16 protein-coding genes are annotated in these 20,194 nt (G+C 65.4%); 10 read left to right on the plus strand and 6 right to left on the minus strand.

From position 1 onward, the window contains the following. Window positions 1-12: 12 nt before the first annotated feature. Both D6B98_RS33160 and D6B98_RS33165 read right to left on the minus strand, forming a co-directional pair. Entirely contained in the window at window positions 13-909 is an 897-nt protein-coding gene (locus tag D6B98_RS33160; RefSeq protein ID WP_126261241.1) for a UPF0280 family protein, read from the minus strand. Further along, the gene (locus D6B98_RS33165) at window positions 906-2,363 is read right to left on the minus strand and encodes a 6-hydroxynicotinate reductase (protein WP_126261220.1); all 1,458 of its coding nucleotides are present in this window, start codon (window positions 2,361-2,363) and stop codon (window positions 906-908) included. Before D6B98_RS33165 ends, D6B98_RS33160 begins: the two co-directional genes overlap by 4 nt. Before the next feature lie 251 nt (window positions 2,364-2,614). Between D6B98_RS33165 and D6B98_RS33170 the strand changes: the two genes are divergently transcribed. Together D6B98_RS33170 and D6B98_RS33175 are read left to right on the plus strand one after the other, a co-directional pair. After that, window positions 2,615-3,097, plus strand: coding sequence for a (2Fe-2S)-binding protein (locus D6B98_RS33170; protein ID WP_126261221.1), 483 nt, complete (start codon window positions 2,615-2,617; stop codon window positions 3,095-3,097). After that, window positions 3,097-6,618, plus strand: a complete 3,522-nt coding sequence (locus D6B98_RS33175) for a molybdopterin cofactor-binding domain-containing protein (RefSeq protein ID WP_126261222.1) — start codon at window positions 3,097-3,099, stop codon at window positions 6,616-6,618. Before D6B98_RS33170 ends, D6B98_RS33175 begins: the two co-directional genes overlap by 1 nt. 204 nt (window positions 6,619-6,822) lie before the next feature. Here the strand turns inward: D6B98_RS33175 and D6B98_RS33180 are convergent, their stop codons facing one another. Further along, entirely contained in the window at window positions 6,823-7,791 is a 969-nt protein-coding gene (locus D6B98_RS33180) for a catechol 2,3-dioxygenase (protein WP_126261223.1), read from the minus strand. Between the two features lie 434 nt (window positions 7,792-8,225). Between D6B98_RS33180 and D6B98_RS33185 the strand changes: the two genes are divergently transcribed. Then, window positions 8,226-9,965 (plus strand): ATP-binding protein, encoded by a 1,740-nt coding sequence (locus D6B98_RS33185; RefSeq protein WP_126261224.1) that lies wholly within the window; start codon window positions 8,226-8,228, stop codon window positions 9,963-9,965. Window positions 9,966-10,072: 107 nt separating this feature from the next. On the opposite strand, the gene D6B98_RS33190 is transcribed toward D6B98_RS33185, so the two are convergent. Both D6B98_RS33190 and D6B98_RS40230 read right to left on the minus strand, forming a co-directional pair. Continuing rightward, on the minus strand, window positions 10,073-12,637 hold the full coding sequence (locus D6B98_RS33190) for a cation-translocating P-type ATPase (RefSeq protein ID WP_126261225.1): 2,565 nt from the start codon (window positions 12,635-12,637) through the stop codon (window positions 10,073-10,075). Further along, window positions 12,634-12,801 carry a hypothetical protein gene (locus D6B98_RS40230; protein WP_164719030.1) on the minus strand — a complete coding sequence of 56 codons (168 nt, stop codon included), beginning with the start codon at window positions 12,799-12,801 and terminating at the stop codon, window positions 12,634-12,636. Before D6B98_RS40230 ends, D6B98_RS33190 begins: the two co-directional genes overlap by 4 nt. 426 nt (window positions 12,802-13,227) lie before the next feature. Here D6B98_RS40230 and D6B98_RS33195 point away from each other — a divergent pair, with 426 nt between their 5' ends. From D6B98_RS33195 to D6B98_RS33225, 7 genes are all read left to right on the plus strand, one after another. After that, complete coding sequence (locus D6B98_RS33195; RefSeq protein WP_126261226.1) at window positions 13,228-14,151, plus strand: hypothetical protein; 924 nt, start codon at window positions 13,228-13,230, stop codon at window positions 14,149-14,151. Between the two features lie 211 nt (window positions 14,152-14,362). Beyond that, entirely contained in the window at window positions 14,363-14,704 is a 342-nt protein-coding gene (locus D6B98_RS33200; RefSeq protein WP_126261227.1) for a hypothetical protein, read from the plus strand. Window positions 14,705-14,917: 213 nt separating this feature from the next. Next, window positions 14,918-15,205, plus strand: a complete 288-nt coding sequence (locus D6B98_RS33205) for an acyl carrier protein (RefSeq protein ID WP_007592476.1) — start codon at window positions 14,918-14,920, stop codon at window positions 15,203-15,205. 10 nt (window positions 15,206-15,215) lie between these two features. Further along, a complete protein-coding gene (locus tag D6B98_RS33210) occupies window positions 15,216-15,686 on the plus strand; it encodes a 3-hydroxyacyl-ACP dehydratase FabZ family protein (protein WP_126261228.1) in 471 nt (156 codons plus the stop codon). Further along, the gene (locus tag D6B98_RS33215) at window positions 15,683-16,888 is read left to right on the plus strand and encodes a beta-ketoacyl-ACP synthase (protein ID WP_126261229.1); all 1,206 of its coding nucleotides are present in this window, start codon (window positions 15,683-15,685) and stop codon (window positions 16,886-16,888) included. The genes D6B98_RS33210 and D6B98_RS33215 overlap by 4 nt, the downstream gene beginning before the upstream one ends. Window positions 16,889-16,906: 18 nt before the next feature. Beyond that, a complete protein-coding gene (locus D6B98_RS33220; protein WP_126261230.1) occupies window positions 16,907-18,184 on the plus strand; it encodes a beta-ketoacyl-ACP synthase in 1,278 nt (425 codons plus the stop codon). A gap of 8 nt (window positions 18,185-18,192) precedes the next feature. Further along, complete coding sequence (locus tag D6B98_RS33225; protein WP_126261231.1) at window positions 18,193-19,125, plus strand: lipid A biosynthesis lauroyl acyltransferase; 933 nt, start codon at window positions 18,193-18,195, stop codon at window positions 19,123-19,125. A 166-nt stretch (window positions 19,126-19,291) separates the two neighbouring features. On the opposite strand, the gene D6B98_RS33230 is transcribed toward D6B98_RS33225, so the two are convergent. Then, the coding region (locus D6B98_RS33230) for an IS5 family transposase (RefSeq protein WP_126261232.1) at window positions 19,292-20,194 on the minus strand (903 nt) is incomplete at its 5' end.

Below are 20,194 nucleotides of genomic sequence, written 5' to 3' on the forward strand. Positions count from 1 at the left end.
TCGCTTCCCTGTTCAGGCACAGACCGCGTTCTCCGGCAGACGCGGGCGCGTTCGTTGCTCTTCGATATCCTTAGGTCCGATGACAAGCATATCACCACAAAGCTGCAATACGGCACCCTCGATCAAGCCGCGATCGAACAATTGACGTGCACATTCCGCGCCAGATTCGAGGGCGGCTGCGATCTCATTCTGTGACAATTCACCGACATGCCGGGTGACAAGACGCGCGCCGAGATCGCTGTCGGGCTGAAGCTCGCAGGCCGGCTGCCTGACGATGGCAGGATGCCCCGGAAGATCGACGGCATTGGCGATGACCGTCGCCGCGGCATCGGCCTGCGACGCCGTTGCGGCCAGCACCGTTACCGCGTCGGCAATCCCGAGCGAAAAGCTGCGGCCGTGGCGTCCGCTGGTCGCGACGCCCCCTACCTGGTCATCCGCATCGACCCGCATGGCCCGCATGACGCCGTCACGATCGGGACGATCCATCAGGCCAATCGAAAAATGCTCGCCTCTGCCGAGATGAAGGGCGATATCGCCGCCATTGTTGACATAGGCGCGATCGAGCGCCGCAGCGCCCAGCATGGCGCCGAGAATCTCCTCCGCCACACTGCCGGCAACGGCGGCCATCGGCGTGATGAAGCCATCAGCGGCAAAGGGCGCGACCGCCGCGTGCATCCGGCGCGCCACCACGCCCCTCAGCGAGGTCCGCGCCGCGGCCGCGGCGCGCAGCTCCGGCAGCTCCGCGCAGAGCTCGTCGAGCAATCCGGTGAACCGCTGCGCCGCGGCCGCATAGGCCGCACGGACCGCGTCCGCACGCCCCCTCGCCTCGATGATCAGGTCGATCGGTCCATCCTGCAAATGCAGCCGCCGGCCGTCGGACAGCAATGCGATTTGCGGCAGCCTCGTCATGCCCGTGGCCCAGGGATCGGGTTCTGCCACGGCAGCTGCCGCACATCGTCGCCGTTCTGCACCTCGGACAGCGGCTTCACGTAATCCATGTGGCCGCCGAGCGCGGCGTAATCAGACAGCTTCATCGTGAACTCGATCGGCGCGACCAGCGCCGGGGTCGGAACGTAGCCGAACGCGCCCGCCGGCATCTGCGTCACATCGACCATGTAGGTGATGCCGCCGCCGGGCCAGACATAAACCGGCGCACCGCCGCTGGTGACGCGCGTCAGCGCGTCCTTCACCGAGCGCGTCAACCGCACAGGATTGTCGGTGACGCCGGCGCGCAAGGAACCACCCGCACCCGCCATAAACAGCACCGTGCACAGCGCCGGCTCGCAATTCTCCTGGATGCGCTCGACCGAGAACTTCAGATCGGCCGGCATCGCGGTCTCGACCGGCTTCAAGGCCTCGTCGAGCACGTAATAGGACGAGTGCTCGCCGGTCGTGGAGACCATCAGCATGGTCAGACCGGGTCGCGCCTCCTTGGCATCGAACGGCCCCAGGATCGCCAGCGGATCGGAAATGTTGGTGCCGCCCCACCCCGTGCCGGGATCGGCGACCTGGAAATAGCGGCCCGGCGTCGAGCGCCGGCCCTTCATCTTGATGCCGGTGTCGGCGATGTCGAGCAGCTTGCCGGCCTGGTGCTCGCTCAGCACGCCTGTGATGTGGTCGTCGACCACAACGACTTCATCCACCTTGCCGTGCCATTGCTTGGCGAACATGCCGATCGTCGCCGAGCCGCAGCCGACCCGCATGCGCTCTTCCCGGATGCCGTTGACGATCGGCGGCTGCCCGGCCTGCACCACCACGGTGGCGCCGCCGTCGATGGTGAGCTCGACCGCCTTGCAATTGGCGAGGTCCATCAGCGTGTCGCAGGTGACGCGGCCCTCCTTCTTGGAGCCGCCGGTCAAATGATGCACGCCGCCGAGCGACAGCATCTGCGAGCCGTATTCGCTGGTGGTGACGTGACCGACCGCCTCACCCTGGGCGCGCACGGTCGCGGTCTCCGGCCCGAGATAGCGGTCGGTGTCGATCTTCACCTTGACGCCGCAATAGGAGAAGATGCCCTCGGTGACCACAGTCACCATGTCGACGCCGTCAACCTCGGCGGAGACGATGAAGGGCGCCGGCTTGTAATCGGGGTAGGTCGTGCCCGCACCGATCGCGGTGACGAAGGTCGAGGGCTCGTGGACGATCTTGCCGTCCCAGTCTTCGGTGCGGCTGAACGGAACCAGCTTGCCGCCATGCGAGACAGTGCGCTCCAGGATCACGTGCGGATCGACGCGGACGAGCTTGCCGTCGTGGTTGGCGTAGCGGTCGCAGGCACCCGCCGCGCCCGGCTTGATATAGCACATCACCGGACACGCATCGCAGCGGATCTTGTCGATGGCGGCGCTCGTCGTTTCAGTCACCATGTCGGACCCAGCTGGCGCGGGTTATCATTCGTATACGAACGATGTTGCGCGCGGTCGCCTCCGGCTGTCAAGCGGCGGTGCAGTGCAAAAGATGCAGCTGCCGCATAAAACCTCATTTGCCTATCCGCTCTGTCCACTAACAAGGCAGTCGCGCTGCACTGCGGCATGCACGGCTTGCACGTTTGTGTACAAACGGTATCGTCGCGATGTCGAATTTGATGCGGGCTTGGACCCAAGACTTGGACCTAAGGATGACGCAGACACCGATCCGCCTCACCGTGAACGGCAGGATCCACGAGATCGATGCGGCGCCGGAGACGCCGCTGCTCTACGTGCTGCGCAACGATCTCGCGCTCAACGGCCCGAAATATGGATGCGGGCTCGGCGAATGCGGCACCTGCACTGTCCTGATCGACGGAGCCGCAGCACGTGCCTGCGTGATTCCCGTCAGCGGCTGCGCCGGCCGCGACATCGTGACGCTCGAAGGTCTCGGCACGCGCGATAGGCCCGATGCCGTGCAGCAGGCCTTCATCGACGAGCAGGCCGCGCAATGCGGCTATTGTCTCAACGGCATGATCATGACCACCAAGGCTTTGCTCGCGATCAACCCGCGGCCGACCGAACAGGAGGCGCTGGCGGCATTGCGCTACAATCTCTGCCGCTGCGGCACCCATGTCGAAATCCTGCGCGCCGTGATGCGGGCGTCGGGCCAGCTCACCGAGGCGGCTGACTGATGGCCTCCCCTGTTTCGAACGGAGCCGACCGGTCATCGGGATCGCTTGTCGTCGTCCGCACCGTGGACGAGGTTACATCCGAGACCTTCGTCCGCATCACCGCCGACGGTTCGGTCACGGCCTATAACGGTCATGTCGATCTCGGCACCGGCATTCGCACGGCACTCGGTCAGATCGTCGCCGAAGAGCTCGATGTATCCTTCGCGCGCGTCGTGATCGTGCTCGGCGACACTGCCTTGGTGCCGAACCAGGGCGCGACCATCGCCAGCGAGACCATCCAGATCACCGCCGTGCCCCTGCGCAAGGCCGCAGCGCAGGCGCGACACTTTCTGATCGCGCGCGCGGCGGAGCGGCTGGAGCTGCCGGAGGCCGATCTCAGGATCGAGGACGGCCTCGTGCGCGGACACGACAACCGCAGCGTCAGCTATGGCGAGCTGATCGGCGGCGAAGAGATCCGGCTCGAGCTTGCCGACGATGTCGCGGTCAAACCCGTCGGCGACTACGCCATCGTCGGCCAATCCGTCCCGCGCGTCGACCTGCCGGCCAAGGCCTCGGGCGAGTTGACCTTCGTCCACGACATCCGCGTGCCCGGCATGCTGCACGGCCGCGTGGTGCGACCGCCCTATGCCGGCGTCGATGCAGGACCCTTTGTCGGCACCAGCCTGATCGCGGTCGATGAAGCATCGGTCCGCGGCATTCCTGGGCTCGTTGCCGTGGTGCGCATCGGCGATTTCGTCGGTGTCGTCGCCCAGCGCGAGGAGAATGCGATCCGCGCGGCGGAGCAGCTCAAGGTGAGCTGGAAGCCGACGCCCACCCTCACCGATCTTTCCGACGTCGAGACCGCACTGCGCGCCAATCCATCGACCCCGCGCACACTGATCGACAAGGGCGATGTTGGCGCGGCGATATCAGGCGCGGCCAAGCCGATGCAGCGCACTTATGTCTGGCCATATCAGATGCACGCCTCGATCGGCCCGTCCTGCGCGGTCGCGGATTTTCAGGACGGCAATATCCGGGTCTGGTCGGGCACGCAGAACCCGCACGTGCTGCGCAGCGACCTTGCGCTCCTGATCGAGCGGCCCGAGAGCGAGATCGAGGTCATCCGCCTCGAGGCCGCGGGCTGCTACGGCCGCAACTGCGCCGACGACGTCACCGCCGACGCGTTGCTGCTGTCGCGCGCGGTCGGCCGTCCCGTGCGCGTGCAGCTGTCGCGCGAGCAGGAGCACGCCTGGGAGCCCAAGGGCACCGCGCAGCTCATCGACGTCAATGGCGGGCTCGATGCCGACGGCGGCATCGCCGGTTACGACCTCGCCACGCGCTATCCCTCGAACGCCGCGCCCACGCTGGCCCTGCTGCTCACCGGCCGCATCCCGCCAGATCCCGCCGTGCTCCAGATGGGCGATCGCACCGCGATCCCGCCCTATGACTACGAGCACATGCGCGTTGTCGCCCACGACACGCCGCCGATCGTGCGCGCATCCTGGTTTCGCGGCGTCTCCGCGCTGCCGAACACCTTTGCGCACGAATCCTACATCGACGAGGCTGCCACCGAGGCCGGAATCGACCCGATCGAATATCGCCTGCGTTACCTGAAGGACCAGCGCGCCATCGATCTCGTCAATGCCGTGGCGGAGCGCGCCGGCTGGACGCCACGCCCTGTGAGGCAGGACAAGGGCGGCGAGATCGTGCACGGGCGCGGCTTTGCTTATGCCCTCTATGTGCACAGCAAGTTTCCCGGCTACGGCGCGGCGTGGTCGGCCTGGGTGACGGACGTCGCCGTGAACAAGACCACCGGCGACGTCAGCGTGACCCGCGTCGTTGCCGGACAGGATTCCGGCCTGATGATCAACCCGGACGGCGTGCGCCACCAGATCCACGGCAACGTGATCCAGTCCACCAGCCGCGCGCTGATGGAGGAGGTCTCGTTCGAACGCGGCGCCGTGGCGGCGCGGGAATGGGGCGCCTATCCGATCATCCCCTTCCCCGACGTGCCCAAGATCGACGTCCTGATGCTGCCGCGGCAGGACCAGCCGCCGCTCGGCGTTGGCGAGTCCGCCTCGGTGCCGAGTGCGGCGGCGATTGCCAATGCGATCTTCGATGCCACCGGCGTGCGCTTCCGCGAGCCGCCATTCACGCCCGAGCGCATCCTGAGGGGGCTTCACGGCGAAACATCGTCCGCGCCCCAGCCCCTGCCCGCGCCCACGGCCCCGCCGCCATCTCGCATCTGGGAAAATCCGTTGGCCAAGCGCGCCGGCATCTTCGCAGCAATTACGGCGGTGTGCACCGCTGCGATCGGCATTGGCGCCGCGCTGCTGCCAGGGCGCGCCATCGCGCCGATCGCGCGACCGGATGCATCGGTCTATTCCGCGGCGACGATCGCCCGCGGCGAGCAGCTCGCGGCGCTCGGCAATTGCGCGGAGTGCCACACCACGCTTCGAGGCGCGCTCAATGCCGGCGGCCGCGCGCTGGAGACCCCGTTCGGCACGATCTACAGCACCAACATCACGCCCGATGTCGACACCGGCATCGGCGCATGGTCCTATCCCGCCTTCGAGCGCGCGATGCGCGACGGGCTGCACCGTGATGGGCGGCAGCTCTATCCGGCCTTTCCCTACACGCACTTCGCCAAGACCAGCGACGCCGACATGCAGGCGCTCTACGCTTATCTGATGGCGCAGCCTGCGGTGCGCGCGACGCCGCCGACGAACGAGCTCGCCTTCCCGTTCAATCTCCGGCCGCTGCTTGCAGGCTGGAATGCACTGTTCCATCAGACCCAGGAGTTCAGGCCCGATCCCGCGAAGTCGGAAGCTTGGAATCGCGGCGCCTATCTCGTCGAAGGTCTTGGCCATTGCAGCGGCTGCCATTCGCCGCGCAACGCGCTCGGCGCCGAGCAGCGCAATGCCTATCTTGCCGGCGGCTTTGCCGAAGGCTGGGAAGCGCCGCCGCTGACCGCGCTCTCGCACGCGCCGATCCCATGGAGCGAGGACGAGCTGTTCGCGTACTTGCGCACCGGCCATTCGCGCTATCACGGCGTCGCCGCCGGTCCGATGGCACCTGTGGTCAGGGACCTCAGAGCTCTGCCGGATCAGGACATTCGCGCGATGGCGGTCTATCTCAACTCCTTCAACGCCGCCGCCGCCGATGCGCCTGCTCTCGCCGCGAAACTGGAGAGCGCAACGCAGGTCACCGTCGCCTCGTCCATCGGCGCGCGACTCTATCAGGGCGCCTGCGCCGTCTGCCACGAGGTCGGCGGCCTGCCGCTGTTCGGCAGCCGCCCCTCGCTCGCGCTGAACAGCAACCTGCACAGCGCGACGGCGGACAATCTGGTCCAGGTGATCCTGCATGGGATCGCCGAACCGGTCACAAGCGATCTCGGCTACATGCCCGCGTTCAGGAACAGCATGAGCGATGCGCAAATCGAGGAGCTCGTCACCTTCCTGCGCAAGCAGTTCGCACCGGACAAGCTGGCATGGTCAGGCGTACGCGATATAATCGCGCGGGTGCGTGGGTCGATGCACTGAGGTAAGACGAAGGAAGGCGTAAAGCTCGCCTGCGTCCATCCTTCGAGACGCCCGCCTACGGCGGGCCCTCAGGATGAGGACGGAGTGCTTGGCAGCAGTAACAATAAGGCAAAGCTGCCGCTTAGCCTCATCCTGAGGAGACCGCGAAGCGGTCGTCTCGAAGAGGCGCTTGCCCAGACCTCGCCCAGCTCACATGCTTTAACTCTATCCGTGCTGCTTCATCTCCACCGGCGGCGTGCCGTGGGTGTGGAACGACTCGATCGTCTTCAGCCCCCACGCCTGGCCCTTCTTGCGCTCCTCCTCGGTCCACACGATGGGCTTCCAGTCGGGCGCGAGAATGAGGCGCGCGCCGGCATTGGCGACCTCGACGCGGTTGCCGCCGGGCTCGTAGACGTAGAGGAAGAAGGTCTGCTGGATCGCATGCTTGTGCGGGCCGGTCTCGATGTGGATGCCGTTCTCGAGGAAAATATCGGCCGCGCGAAGAATCTCCTCGCGGCTGTCGAGCGCGTAAGTGACGTGATGGAAGCGGCCCGGCACGCCTGAATGGTCAAGCGAATAGGCAAAATCGTAGCTCTTGTTCGACATCGTCAGCCACATCGCAGCTTCCCGGCCGTCGTTGAGTACGATCTGCTCCGTGAGGCGGCAGCCGAGGTAATTCTCGAAGAATTCGCGGTTGGCCTTGATGTCGACGGCGAGGCAATTGAGGTGATCGAGACGCCGGACATTGACGCCGCGCGCGGGAAAACGCTGCGCCTGGTTCTTCAGTGCGGGCTTCAGCTCCGGCGGCGCCTGATACCACTCGGTCTCGTAATAGAGCTCGACGATGTGACCGTCGGGATCGCGGCAACGGAAGGTCGGGCCCTGCCCCATGTCGCCGTCGATCCAGCCAATGTCGAAGCCGGACCCTTTCAGCGCGGCGACGCGGCGCTCCAGCGCCTGCTGGCTGCGTGCGCGCAGCGCCATGTGCTCCATGCCCGAGGTTTTCGACGCCGTCAGCTTCAGCGAGTAGCGCTCGTAATCGTCCCAGCCGCGCAAATAAACCGACTCGCCCTTTTGGCCGCTGACGGTCATGCCCATGACGTCGACGAAGAATTTCAGGCTCTCATCGGGCTTGGGCGTCAGCAGCTCCATATGGCCGAGATGAGCAAGATCGAGGATCGGTTCGGGCTGCATGTCTTCCTCCAGCACGGCCAGCGATCCGCCGGATCGCGCGATCGGGTACAGGGTTGCACCACGCTCACCCGCCCGAAGGCGACACCGAGGCCGCCGATTCATTTGTACTAATGTACAAATGATTAGGTCCCGTCAACAAATCAAACGCCACCGCGGAACCGGATGACTTCGTTGCGCGCGGGCCAACATCCCCGAAAACGGGGAACCGAGTGGCCGGATGGTAAAATATTCCTTAACCGCTTTTTGCGCCAACGGCCGTGGAATTGCAGCATTTTCCTGCCGTTTCCGCCCATAAGTCTGCGTTCGGAAACAAATCTCACAGCCGAATTGTCGCGGATTTAACGAAGCGGGCGCGCCTGGCGCTTAACCGTTTGTCCAGCGACGGCCGCGCATAGTCCGGGACAAATCCCTCGCTCTTGCCAGGTTCATTGATCGTGACATCCTTTGGACGCGTGATTTCGGTTCGCGGATCGCTCGCCCGGGTCGGGCTGCTGGCGGAAAGCCAGATGCCCATCTCGGAAGTTCGGGCAACCGTCGGCCGCTTCGTCAGCATTCGCAGCGCCAGCTCGGTCATCGTCGCGATGATCACCGAGGTGTCCTGCGAGAACCTGTCCAGCAGCGACAGCTATATCGCGGTCGCCTCGGTCGACCTGCTCGGCGAGATCCTCAACGCCAGCGACAAGCCGAAATTCCAGCGCGGCGTCACCAATTATCCGACCATCGGCGATGCCGTCGACCTGATCACCAGCCAGGAGCTGCGCACGATCTACGCGCCGACCGGCTCGGACCAGATCAATGTCGGCTTCCTCCAGCAGGACCGCTCGGTCGTCGCCTATGTCGACGTCGAGGAAATGCTGTCCAAGCATTTTGCGGTGCTGGGATCGACCGGCGTCGGCAAATCGACCGGCGTGTCACTGCTGCTCAACGAGATCCTGAAGGCGCGCCCGAACCTGCGCGTCTTCCTGCTCGACGTGCACAACGAATATGGCCGCTGCTTCGGCGACCGCGCGCTGGTGCTCAACCCGCGGAACCTGAAGCTACCGTTCTGGCTGTTCAACTTCGAGGAAATCGTCGACGTGCTGTTCGGTGGCCGCGCCGGCGTGCCCGAGGAGCTCGACATCCTCGCCGAGGTGATCCCGCTCGCCAAGGGCGTCTACACCCAATACCAGAACGCCGACCGCATCGGTCTCAAGCGCATCGATCCCAAGCAGATCGGCTACACCGTCGACACGCCGGTGCCCTATCGCCTGGTCGACCTGATGTCGCTGATCGACGAGCGCATGGGCAAGCTCGAGAACCGCTCCTCGCGCATCATCTATCACAAGCTGATCTCGCGCATCGAGGCGGTGCGCAACGATCCGCGCTACGCCTTCATGTTCGACAACGCCAATGTCGGCGGCGACACCATGGCCGAGGTCATCAGCCATCTGTTCCGCCTCCCGGCGAACGGCAAGCCAATGACCGTGATGCAGCTCGCCGGCTTCCCGGCCGAAGTCATCGATTCCGTCGTCTCGGTGCTCTGCCGCATGGCCTTCGATTTCGGCCTGTGGAGCGACGGCGTCTCGCCGCTGCTGTTCGTGTGCGAGGAAGCGCATCGCTACGCCTCCGCCGACCGCAATATCGGTTTCGGGCCGACCCGCAAGGCGGTGTCGCGCATCGCCAAGGAAGGCCGCAAGTACGGCGTCTATCTCGGCCTCATCACCCAGCGTCCGGCCGAGCTCGACGCCACCATCATCTCCCAGTGCAACACGCTGTTCACGATGCGTCTTGCCAACGAGCGCGACCAGGCGCTGCTGCGCGCTGCGGTATCGGACGCCGCCGCGAACCTGCTGTCCTTCGTGCCCTCGCTCGGCACGCGTGAGGTGCTGGCCTTCGGCGAAGGCGTCGCGCTGCCGACGCGCTTGCGCTTCAAGGAGGTGCCGCCGCATCAATTGCCGCGCGGTGAGGCCACCATCTCGAGCGTGCCGTCGGTTACCTCCGGCCACGACATGCACTTCGTCAGCGCCGTGCTCGAGCGCTGGCGCGGCGCCACCTCGCAGCGTGACGTGCCGAACGATCCGGTGTTCTCGGCCCCGCCCGCCAAAACGCTCTCCAACGTCGAGGCCCCGATGCTGCAACCCTCGATGGGGCTCGATCCGGACCGCTTCTCGCTCCTGAAGAAGCCGTTGCGGTAACGACTCTCGCCTCCCGAACGCGCTGCAGCGTGAAAGCTGCTGCGCAGAGCCGGCAAGGAAGATTCGCATCCGGCGGTGGCTTCGAAGACGGGCTCTCCGGGCGGCAGTCAGAATCGCAGCCGCCTTGCCCATATCGGTTTCAGCAATTCGAGCACGGTGAGCACCAGCAAGCCTGCGCCGAACGTGACCATGAGATCGTCCAGGTGCAGGGGACCGAAACGAAACAGGCTGGACGCCGGCGGCCAGAACAGAGCCGCGGCGAGAACAAGCGCGATCGCCAGGAATATCCAGAGCAATGCCGGGTTCGGACGGAAGAAGGCGGACAGGAACGACGCGCTGAAGGACCGGTTGACCAGCACCAGCGTAACGATGCAGACGACGAGCGCGATGAAGGCGAGCGTGCGTGCCTCATCGGGAGGAACGCCGGAACGAAGCGCGACGATGAAGATCGCGGCGATCAGCGCGAACGCCAGAACACCCTGAAGAACGCTCCAGCCGACCAACGCCCACGAGAACAGCTCCGCATCGGCGCGCCGTGGCGGACGCGCCATGACATCGCGTTCCTCCCGCTCGGCTTCGAACACCAGCGAACAGACGGGGTCGATGATGAGCTCCAGAAACGCAATGTGAACGGGGCCGAGAATCACGGGCAGCCCGAACACCAGGGGAAGCAGGGCCAGCCCCGCGATCGGAACGTGGACGGCGAATATGAAGGCCATCGCCTTGCGGAGATTGTCGTAAATCCGGCGCCCGAGGCGGACGGATGCGACGATCGAGCCGAAATCGTCGTCGAGCAGAACGATCGAGGATGCCTCGCGGGCCACATCGGTGCCGCGGCCGCCCATCGCGACCCCGATATGGGCAGCCTTCAGGGACGGCGCGTCGTTGACGCCGTCGCCGGTCATCGCGACGATCTCGCCGTTGCGCTTCATCGCCTGCACGATCCGCAGCTTCTGCTCGGGCAGGACCCGAGCGAACACGTTCACGTTCCTGACGAGCGCTTCCAGCTCGCTCTCGTTCGCGAGCTTGATCTGCGCACCGGTTACGACCTCTTTGACGTCGAGCCCGGCCTGCGCGGCGATCGCCATGGCGGTCGCAGGATAGTCGCCCGTGATCATGACGACGCGAATGCCGGCCGACCGACATTCCGCCACTGCCTCGGGGACGCCAGGGCGAAGCGGATCGGCCAGCCCGACGAGACCGAGGAAGCGAAACGAAAAGCCTTCCTGCGAGGTCGGCAGATTCTCGCCGTCACAGGTCGCAGCGGCTACGCCCAGCACGCGAAGGCCATTCTTTGCCATCGCCGCGACCGAATCGCGCATCGCCTCCTGCTGCGCACCATCCAGCTTGCAGAGGCGGGCAATCGCCTCGGGGGCGCCTTTCGCCGAAGCGAAGACGTCCTGGCGATGCGGCAACCGCCAGACCTGGGTCATCGCCAGCAGCTCGGGTCGCAGGCCGTAGGTGCGTATCAAGGTCGGAGCGCCGCCGGCTTCCTGATCCTTCGGCAGCTTCTCCTGCACGAACGTATGCAGGGCCTTCTCCATCGGATCGAACGGTTGCGGCGAGCTCGCCAGCACGCTGCAACGCGCCAGCTCGAAGAACTCTGCTCCCACAGGAGCGGGCTGCGATGAGGCAAGGCTCATGCTCGTCCCGTCGCGCAGCCTCAGTTCCGCAACCGACATCCGGTTCTGCGTCAGCGTGCCGGTCTTGTCGGTGCACAGCACCGTGGCGGAGCCAAGCACCTCGATCGCGGCGGCGCGCCGCGTCAGCACGCGCGCCTTCGAAATGCGCCAGGCGCCCATCGCCATGAACACCGTGAGGACGACGGCAAACTCCTCGGGGAGCATCGACATGCCGATCGCGATGCCTCCGAGCAGCGCCTGCAGCCAATCCCCGCGCAACGTTCCGTAAAGCAGGACGGCGGCCAGGCTGATCACCGCGCCGCCGAGAAAGCAAAGCCGCACCAGCCGCGCGGTCTGTTGTTGCAACCGCGGCGGCTCTGCCTGCAAGCCATGCAGCGACAGTCCGATCTTCCCGATCTCGCTGCGAGGGCCGGTGGCCTCGACCTCGGCCAGGCCCTCGCCCCGCACGACCAGCGAGCCCGAATACACAAAAGGCTGATCGTCGCCGCCCGGGCGATGCTCGGCCAAAGCGGCTTCGGGCGTCGGCGTTTTGACGGCCTGCTTGCGAACCGGGACCGACTCGCCGGTCAGCAGCGACTCGTCGACCGCCAGATCATGCGCGCTGACGAGCACCGCGTCTGCCGGCACCCGGTCGCCTTCGGCCAGGACGAGAAGGTCGCCACGGACGACCTCCCTGCCTGCGATCCGCCGCCGCTCCCCATCCCTGACCACGAGCGCGCGCGGACTGGTCAGCTCCCGCAGGGCTTCCAGCACCCGTTCGGTGCGGGTCTCCTGCACGATGGTGATCACGACGGAGATGCCGCCGAATGCGAGGAGCAGCAGCGCCTCGCGGAGGTCGCCGAGCAGGAGGTAAACCAGCCCGCCGCACAGAAGCAGCGCGAGCATCGGTTCGCGCAACACTTCGAGAACGATGCGCAGCGGCGTGCGCCGTTCCGCCCGAGGCAGCTCGTTGTAACCGTCCTGTTGCAGCCGCAGCCGAGCCTCGGTTTCGCTCAGCCCGCCGGAAATGCCGCGTTCTGCCTTGCTCACGTCTTCCGCCGCAGGCTCCAGAGACTTCCAGCCCCCACGATGGCTGTCACAAGCAGGACAGCGACGAAGGTCTGAATGATGGTGAAGTTCAGGGCATCACGCGCCACGAACAGCGCGGTGATTGCGCCGGCAATGACAAAGAGGATGCGGAAGATGATGCTCATGGTCGTGTCTCCAGTTGGCATGACCTTGAGCCCACCTCACCCGTCGACTTCAGGGCAGAACGCTGCTTCGGCAATCATGCAGGCGGACAGTACCGGCGGGCCTCCGCACGCATTTGCGGAATGTCAAACCGTTGCCTGAGACGCGATGTCGCTGATCCCGCGAACTCCGTCGCTTGCTTGCTGCTTTGCATGTCCATGACAAGCGCGGCCGAACGAGGGGCGTGTCACTCGCATGCGAAAATGACGCCGCCGGCGGGAAATAAAGTTCCCGCCCTGCGAGAACCGGAATGATTCCACAATCGAACACGTTTTATTAAGAATCTCGCCCCCTATTAGCACAAACACTTCGGCACAACCTCCACGATTTCCGTCAAAGTCCACGGACGGAGACGCGGACGAGTCGTGCCTGCTAAAGGGCGCCATCTCATGAACCTGCGAGCATCCATCGTCGCGACGTGCGTCGGCGCAGCATTCTTCGGGGTTGGCTACATGTGGAACTACCAGCCGGACATGGTCAGTCCCGATGAAATATGGAGCATCTTTCAATCCGAGCACCGCAAGGCCCGAGCGGCGGTCTCTCGCGTGCTGATCGAGCCGCATTCAGCTCACTTCAGAGGCCTGCGAACGGTCGAGGCAGACGCTGCGAGATACGTGTGCGGCGTTGTGAACGCGAAAAACAGGGCCGGCCACGCGATCGACGCCGCGTTCGTCTACACCGTGGCCAGCGACTTCGCCCGGGTCGACGACGACGGCCGGATTACCTCCCAACACTTTGCATACAAATCGTGCCCAACGGCGACCGAGGTCAGGACTGCCGAACAACAAATGCCGGTAACACCGGGCGCGCTGGCGGTGGCCAAGGCCGTCGGGAAGGTCATTCCCCCATCCAGTGGCGGCACGATGGAGCAACAGCTTGGCCAACTCGCGGCGCGGACAGCAGCAGTCGCACCGGGAGCGGCGGGCTCGCCCGGTCCGGCGAGGACAGGACCGGCCGGGACGGGACCGGTGCCGGCAGGGCAACCTTCTGTTTCGCCGGTGAAGCCTGTACCGGACAGCGAACCGATCTGGCAGGCGGATCGGCCGCCGGTCGCATGGCCGGCGCCGCCCTCAGGCCAGTGCCCGGCTAAATCGACGCAGGAACGGACGGCCGCTGAATCCTTGGCTGTCGCGAAGGAGATCGAAGCGCGTTGGGAGCAGTCGAGAACATTGGAGACGAAGCGTGTGTCGTCGGAAGAGATCAAGAGAGCACGCTGCGCGCTGCTTGCGATCGATCCCGCCGACAAGGACTATCCGCAGGCTTGGGTAGCCTTCGTGCGGCTGCGCAACATCGAGCGAGACCTGGCCGGTTGAGGCGCGACGTCTTCGGCCGTCGCCAGCGCGTTGTTGCAACGCAAGCCCCGCGTCCTGCCGCCGACATGACGGCCGGTCCCACGATCGCTCCGCACGGTCCATGTACAAATAGAGCGCGCGCCAGATTACACGCGGACATTGCGAAGATTTTCTGCAACGCGTTCATCACGTGTGCTATCTAAAAGCGCTGCTTCGGAGTGATCCCCGCCCTATGACGACCCAGCGGCCCATAAGCTCTGACGACGAGCATCGGGTGCTCCAGTTCAGGCCGCGCACCTCGCCTTCCCCTGCGGTCCGCCGCGGTAGCGGTACCGTGCAGCCGATGCGCGTTGCGCCCGAACCGCTCGACCTGTCACGCTACGAGCAGCCTCGTGCCGAGCCGGGCGATTACCGTCATCGCATGCTCGCCAACATCGCGGCGCTGGCCTTCACGATCGCGTTGACCGCAATCGGAATTTGGCTCGCGGTCAGCATCGCCGACCTGCGCCGGACCCAGGATTGCGTGCTGATGGGCCGTCGCGACTGCGTCAAGATCACGACGCCGCATATCTAGGCCCGATCCGCCGGCCGGAGGGAGCTCCGGCGGGCATCCCCAGCCCCGTCCCCTCGCCTGTCCGGCTCCATTGAACTCAGGGCGGCGCTCCGATATACGGGCTTTCGACCCGGCCAGAGCGGGGGTTGAGGGCGTCATCAGGGGCGCGATGCCCACCCACCGTGCCACTCTGGACAATCTGACAAATACCCGCAATATATCAAAGGCTTAGTGATGTCCTCCACATTCGATCAGGTCGCCACGATCATCGCTGAAACTTGCGACATCCCGCGCGACACGATCACGCCGGATAGCCATGCCATCGACGATCTCGGCATCGACAGCCTCGATTTCCTGGACATCGCGTTCGCGATCGACAAGCAGTTCGGTATCAAGCTGCCGCTGGAAAAGTGGACCCAGGAGGTCAACGACGGCAAGGCGACCACCGAGCAGTATTTCGTGCTGAAGAACCTGTGCGCCCGCATCGACGAACTGGTTGCGGCCAAGGGCGCGAGCGCGTAAGCGCGCGGCCATGCAACTCGAATACTTCCACATGATCGATCGCATCGTCGACCTCAAGGTCGACGAGAAGACGATCGTCGTCGAAGCCCAGGTCCCGAAGGAGAGCACCGTCTTCGAGGGGCACTTCCCGGGTTACCCCTTGATGCCCGGCGTGCTCCTGATCGAATCGATGGCGCAGGCCTCGGGCTGGCTCCAGCTCGGCGTATTCAAGTTCGAGCGCATGCCGATCCTTGCCGCCGTGAAGGAGGCCAAGGTGCGCGGCTCGGTCTTCCCCGGCGACCTCATGAGCATCGAGGCGAGTCTCACCTATGAAGGCTCCGGCTACGCCATGACCGAATCCAAGATCAGGGTCGGCGGCAAGCTGCGGGCGAACTCGACGCTGACCTTCACGCTGATCCCCTTCCCCAATGCGGATATGCGCGGATACATGGCGAAAGTCGCCGAGCGTGTCGGCTTTCCCCAACAGGCCGTCTCGCCATGATTGACACTGCTGCGAAGCCCGGCCAGACCGAAGTCTGGATCACCGGCATTGGCCTTGCGACCTCGCTCGGCGAGGGCCTGGACGCCAATTGGGCTGCGCTTCAGGAGAAGCGCATCAACGTCGACGAGAAGGGCTTTGCGCCCTACATCGTGCATCCCCTGATGCCTGTGACCTTCGACAGCCAGATCCCGAAGAAGGGCGACCAGCGCCAGATGGAAGCCTGGCAGCGCATCGGCACCTATGCCGCCGGCCTTGCGCTCGACTCTGCCGGGATCAAGGGCAACAAGGACATCCTGTCGAAGATCGACATGGTGGTGGCCGCCGGCGGCGGCGAGCGCGACCTCAACGTCGACACCGGCGTCCTGACGGCCGAGGCCAAGGGAGCGAACGCGCCCGGCTTCCTCAACGAACGGCTGATGAGCGATCTGCGGCCGACTTTGTTCCTGGCGCAGCTCTCCAACCTGCTCGCCGGCAACATCGCCATCGTGCACGGTCTTGGCGGCACTTCGCGCACCTTCATGGGCGAGGAAGTCGCGGGAGCCGATGCCGCCCGCATCGCGCTGGCGCGCATCGCCTCGGGCGAGAGCGACATTGCCCTGGTCGGCGGCTCGCACAACGGCGAGCGCAAGGACCTGATGGTCCTCTACGAATTCGGCGACTTCAACCTGAAGGACAAGTTTGCACCGGTGTGGGCGCGCAAGGACCACGCCGGCTTCGCGCTCGGCTCGGCCGGCGCGTTCCTGGTGCTGGAATCGAAAGCCCACGCGCAAGCGCGCGGCGCAAAGCCGTTCGCAAGATTGTCGAGCGTCGTGGCCGATCTCGCCCGACGCAAGCAGCCCGGCGACATGGCCGCGACGCTGGAGCAGCTCTGGGCCAAGCTGCCCAAGCGCGAGGGCAAGGGCGCGATCATCACGGGCGCGACCGGTGCGGAGCCGGCGACGAGCGAAGAGCGCGGCTTCCTGAAGGCTCACGCCGACTTTCCGGTGCGTTCGACCGGCACGATGTTCGGCCACACCATGGAGACGCAATTCCCGCTCGGCATCGCGCTCGCCGCGCTGTCGATCTCGCGCGGTGCGCTGTTCCCGCCGAACGATTCCACCGGCACCGAGATTGAAATGCAGGGAGCACCCACCCAGATTGTGGTGGTGGGAGCCGGACACTGGCGCGGCGAAGGCATGGCGCTGGTCGAGGCAGTTGGCTAGCTCACCCGGGGGATCGACATGACTGCACCACGCGACAAACTCGGGCGTCCCGTCGTCGTCGTCACCGGCATGGGGATCATGACCTCGCTCGGTGCCGGCAAGGCCGACAATTGGGCCAAGCTCGTCGCCGGCGAATCCGGCATCCGCACCATCACCCGCTTTCCGGTCGATGGCCTGAAGACCACGATGGCCGGCACTGTCGACTTCGTCGGCGTCGAGCCGTTCTCTTCCACCGGCCTGTCCGAACGGATGGCTGAGCTCGTCACGCAGGAAGCGCTCGATCAGGCCGGCATCGGCGCCAAGGCCGATTTCCCGGGTCCGCTCTTCCTCGCGGTCGCGCCGGTCGAGGTGGAATGGCCGCAGCGCCGCGAACTCGGCCGCGCCGTCGGCAAGCCCGACTTCACCTATGACGATTTGCTGCGCATCTCCGGCGGCGGCAAATACGCCGCTTATCATCACCGTTTCATGTTCGGCTCGGTCGCAGCTTACCTCGCCGAAACCTTCGGCACCAAGGGGTCGCCGATCTCGCTGTCGACGGCGTGCGCGTCCGGAGCCACTTCGATCCAGCTCGGCGTCGAGGCGATCCGACGCGGCGAGACCGATGCCGCGCTGTGCGTCGCCACCGACGGCACGGTCAACCCCGAGGCCATGGTGCGCTTCTCGCTGCTCTCGGCGCTGTCGACCCAGAACGATCCGCCGCAGGCGGCCTCCCGCCCCTTCTCCAAGAACCGCGACGGCTTCGTGATGGCCGAGGGCGCCGGCGCGCTCGTGCTCGAAAGCTACGAAGCCGCCACCGCGCGTGGCGCAAAGATCCTGGGCGTGATCGCCGGCTGCGGCGAGCTCACCGATTCCTTCCATCGCACCCGCTCCTCGCCCGACGGCAAGCCGATCATCGGCTGCATGAACAAGACGCTGGCCGACGCCGGCATGACTCCGGATCAGATCGACCACATCAACGCGCACGGCACCGCGACGCCCGAGAACGACAAGATGGAGTACAACACGACATCGGCCGTGTTCGGCGAGCTCCTGCAGAAGATTCCGGTCACCTCCAACAAGTCGATGGTCGGCCACACCATCTCGGCCGCCGGCGCGGTCGAGGCGATCTTCTCGCTGCTCACGCTCGAGCATCAGCGCATTCCGCCGACGATCAACTACGACACCCCGGATCCCACCATCCTGTTCGACGTCGTCGGCAACAAGGCGCGCGATGCCCGCGTCACCGCCGTGATGTCGAACTCGTTCGGCTTCGGCGGCCAGAACGCCTCGCTGATCCTGACCCGCGAACCGGCCTGACCGGACGCATGGCGCTACTGACTGCGAGCACGAAGGCCCGCGCGCGGCAGGCTGCCAAATCGATCGGCGGCAGCCTGATCGGCGCCGCCACGGTCGGCATGTTGCGCACCACGCGCTATTTCGACCCGGTCAAGACTTCGGACTTTTTCGCACGCGTCGTGAAAACGATCGGCCCGCGCCTGCGCGAGCACCGCATCGGCCGCGCCAATCTCGCTGCGGCCTTTCCCGAGAAGTCGCCGGAGGAGATCGAACAGATCCTGATGGGCGTGTGGGACAATCTCGGCCGCGTCGGCGCCGAGTTCGCCCATATGGACCGTGTCTGGGATTACGACCGTGCCCATGCGGAAAACAGCCGGATCGAGCTGCCCGAGAGCAGCATCGAACAATTCGACCGCATCCGCGACGACGGCAAGCCGGCGCTGATCTTCGCCGCGCATCTGGCCAATTGGGAATTGCCGGCGCTCGCGGCGGTCGCGCACGGGCTGGATACCGCGATCCTCTACCGCCGCCCCAACATCGCCTCCGCCGACCGCATCATCCAGGAGATGCGCCAGGTCAACATGGGCACGCTGATCCCCGCTGGCCGCGACGCGCCGTTGCGGCTCGCGCAGGCGCTGAAGGACGGCAAGCACGTCGCCATGCTGATCGACCAATACCTGACCGGCGGCGTCGAGGTCACCTTCTTCGGCCGCAAGACCCGCGCCAATCCGATGCTGGCGCGCCTGCTCCGTCAGGTCGAATGCCCGATCCACGGCGTGCGTGTCATCCGCCTGCCCGGCTTTCGCTTCCGTGCCGAGCTGACCGAAGAAATCCCGCCGGTGCGCGACGCCGAGGGCGGGATCGACATCCAGGGCACGACGCAGGCCATCACCAACGTGGTGGAGCGCTGGGTGCGCGAGCATCCCGAGCAGTGGCTGTGGCTGCACAGAAGGTGGCGGTAGCTCGTCGTCATTGCGAGGAGCGAAGCGACGAAGCAATCCAGAGTGCCGCCGCGGAGAGATTCTGGATTGCTTTGCTTCGCTTCGCTCGCAATGACGAAGGGCGGCCCCTACCGCCCCGTCTTCACCTTGATCCAGAGGCGGTTGAGTCGACCGTGAAGAACGTTGATCATGAGGTCTGTTGACGGGATGACCAGGCGCCGGCGAACAGGAAGGCGCAGCAGATCCGGACAAACAAAGTCGTGAGCCAGAGGATCAGAATCCGGAAGTTGTAGCCCGCGGCGGCAAGGACCGCGTTGGCGGCGTCGCCGCGGGTGCCGGCGAGATGATTTCGGTTCATCCGGTGCTCATTCTTGAGATGGCCTATCACCGGTTCGACCGCGGATCGGCGTCGGAAGGCGCGTTTGATTGCTGCGGTCACGCCACGCTTCTGGCCGGCGACATAGACCTTGAAGATCTTGTCTTTCGGCGCGCTGTGACCGCGATAGCCAGCATCGGCAACGATCCTGGTCAGGCAAGCGCCGACGCTGGCCTCGATCTCGGGAATGACAGTCGCGAGCGTGTGTCCGTCATACGGATTGCCCGGCAACGCTTTCACATGGGCGACAAACTGGCCGCCCTTGCAGCGATCAACGGGCGTGGCGACACTCACCTTCACGCCGAACTCGTAGGGCTTGTGAGCTTTTCCCTTACCGATGCATTCGACCTCCGGCGCGTGCAACGAATAGATTTTCTTGCCGCGCTGCCGTTGCCGCTGTTCGCGGACCTGCCGGGCCAGCGACAGCGGCAACGCAAAGACGTCCTCCAGCTGCGGCCGATCCGCGATCTTGCGACCAATATCGCGGATCACGCGGCCCAGCATGGTCCTAATCGTGCGCAAGGCGCGGTTCGCCCGCTTGAAGTGCTTGGCGTGGGCGTAGCGCTGATGTCGGATCAGTGCGATCTTGCCGACGCGGACGTAGGATTGGCGCAGCTCAACGCCGGTCGCCTTCGCCAACCGCACCAACCTCTCGCGCGCCCGATGCATCAGTCGAGCATCGGTCGGGAATGCGATCGCCTTCTCCTGCACCGT

Source organism: Bradyrhizobium sp. LVM 105, from assembly GCF_003957705.1.
Taxonomy (GTDB): domain Bacteria; phylum Pseudomonadota; class Alphaproteobacteria; order Rhizobiales; family Xanthobacteraceae; genus Bradyrhizobium; species Bradyrhizobium frederickii.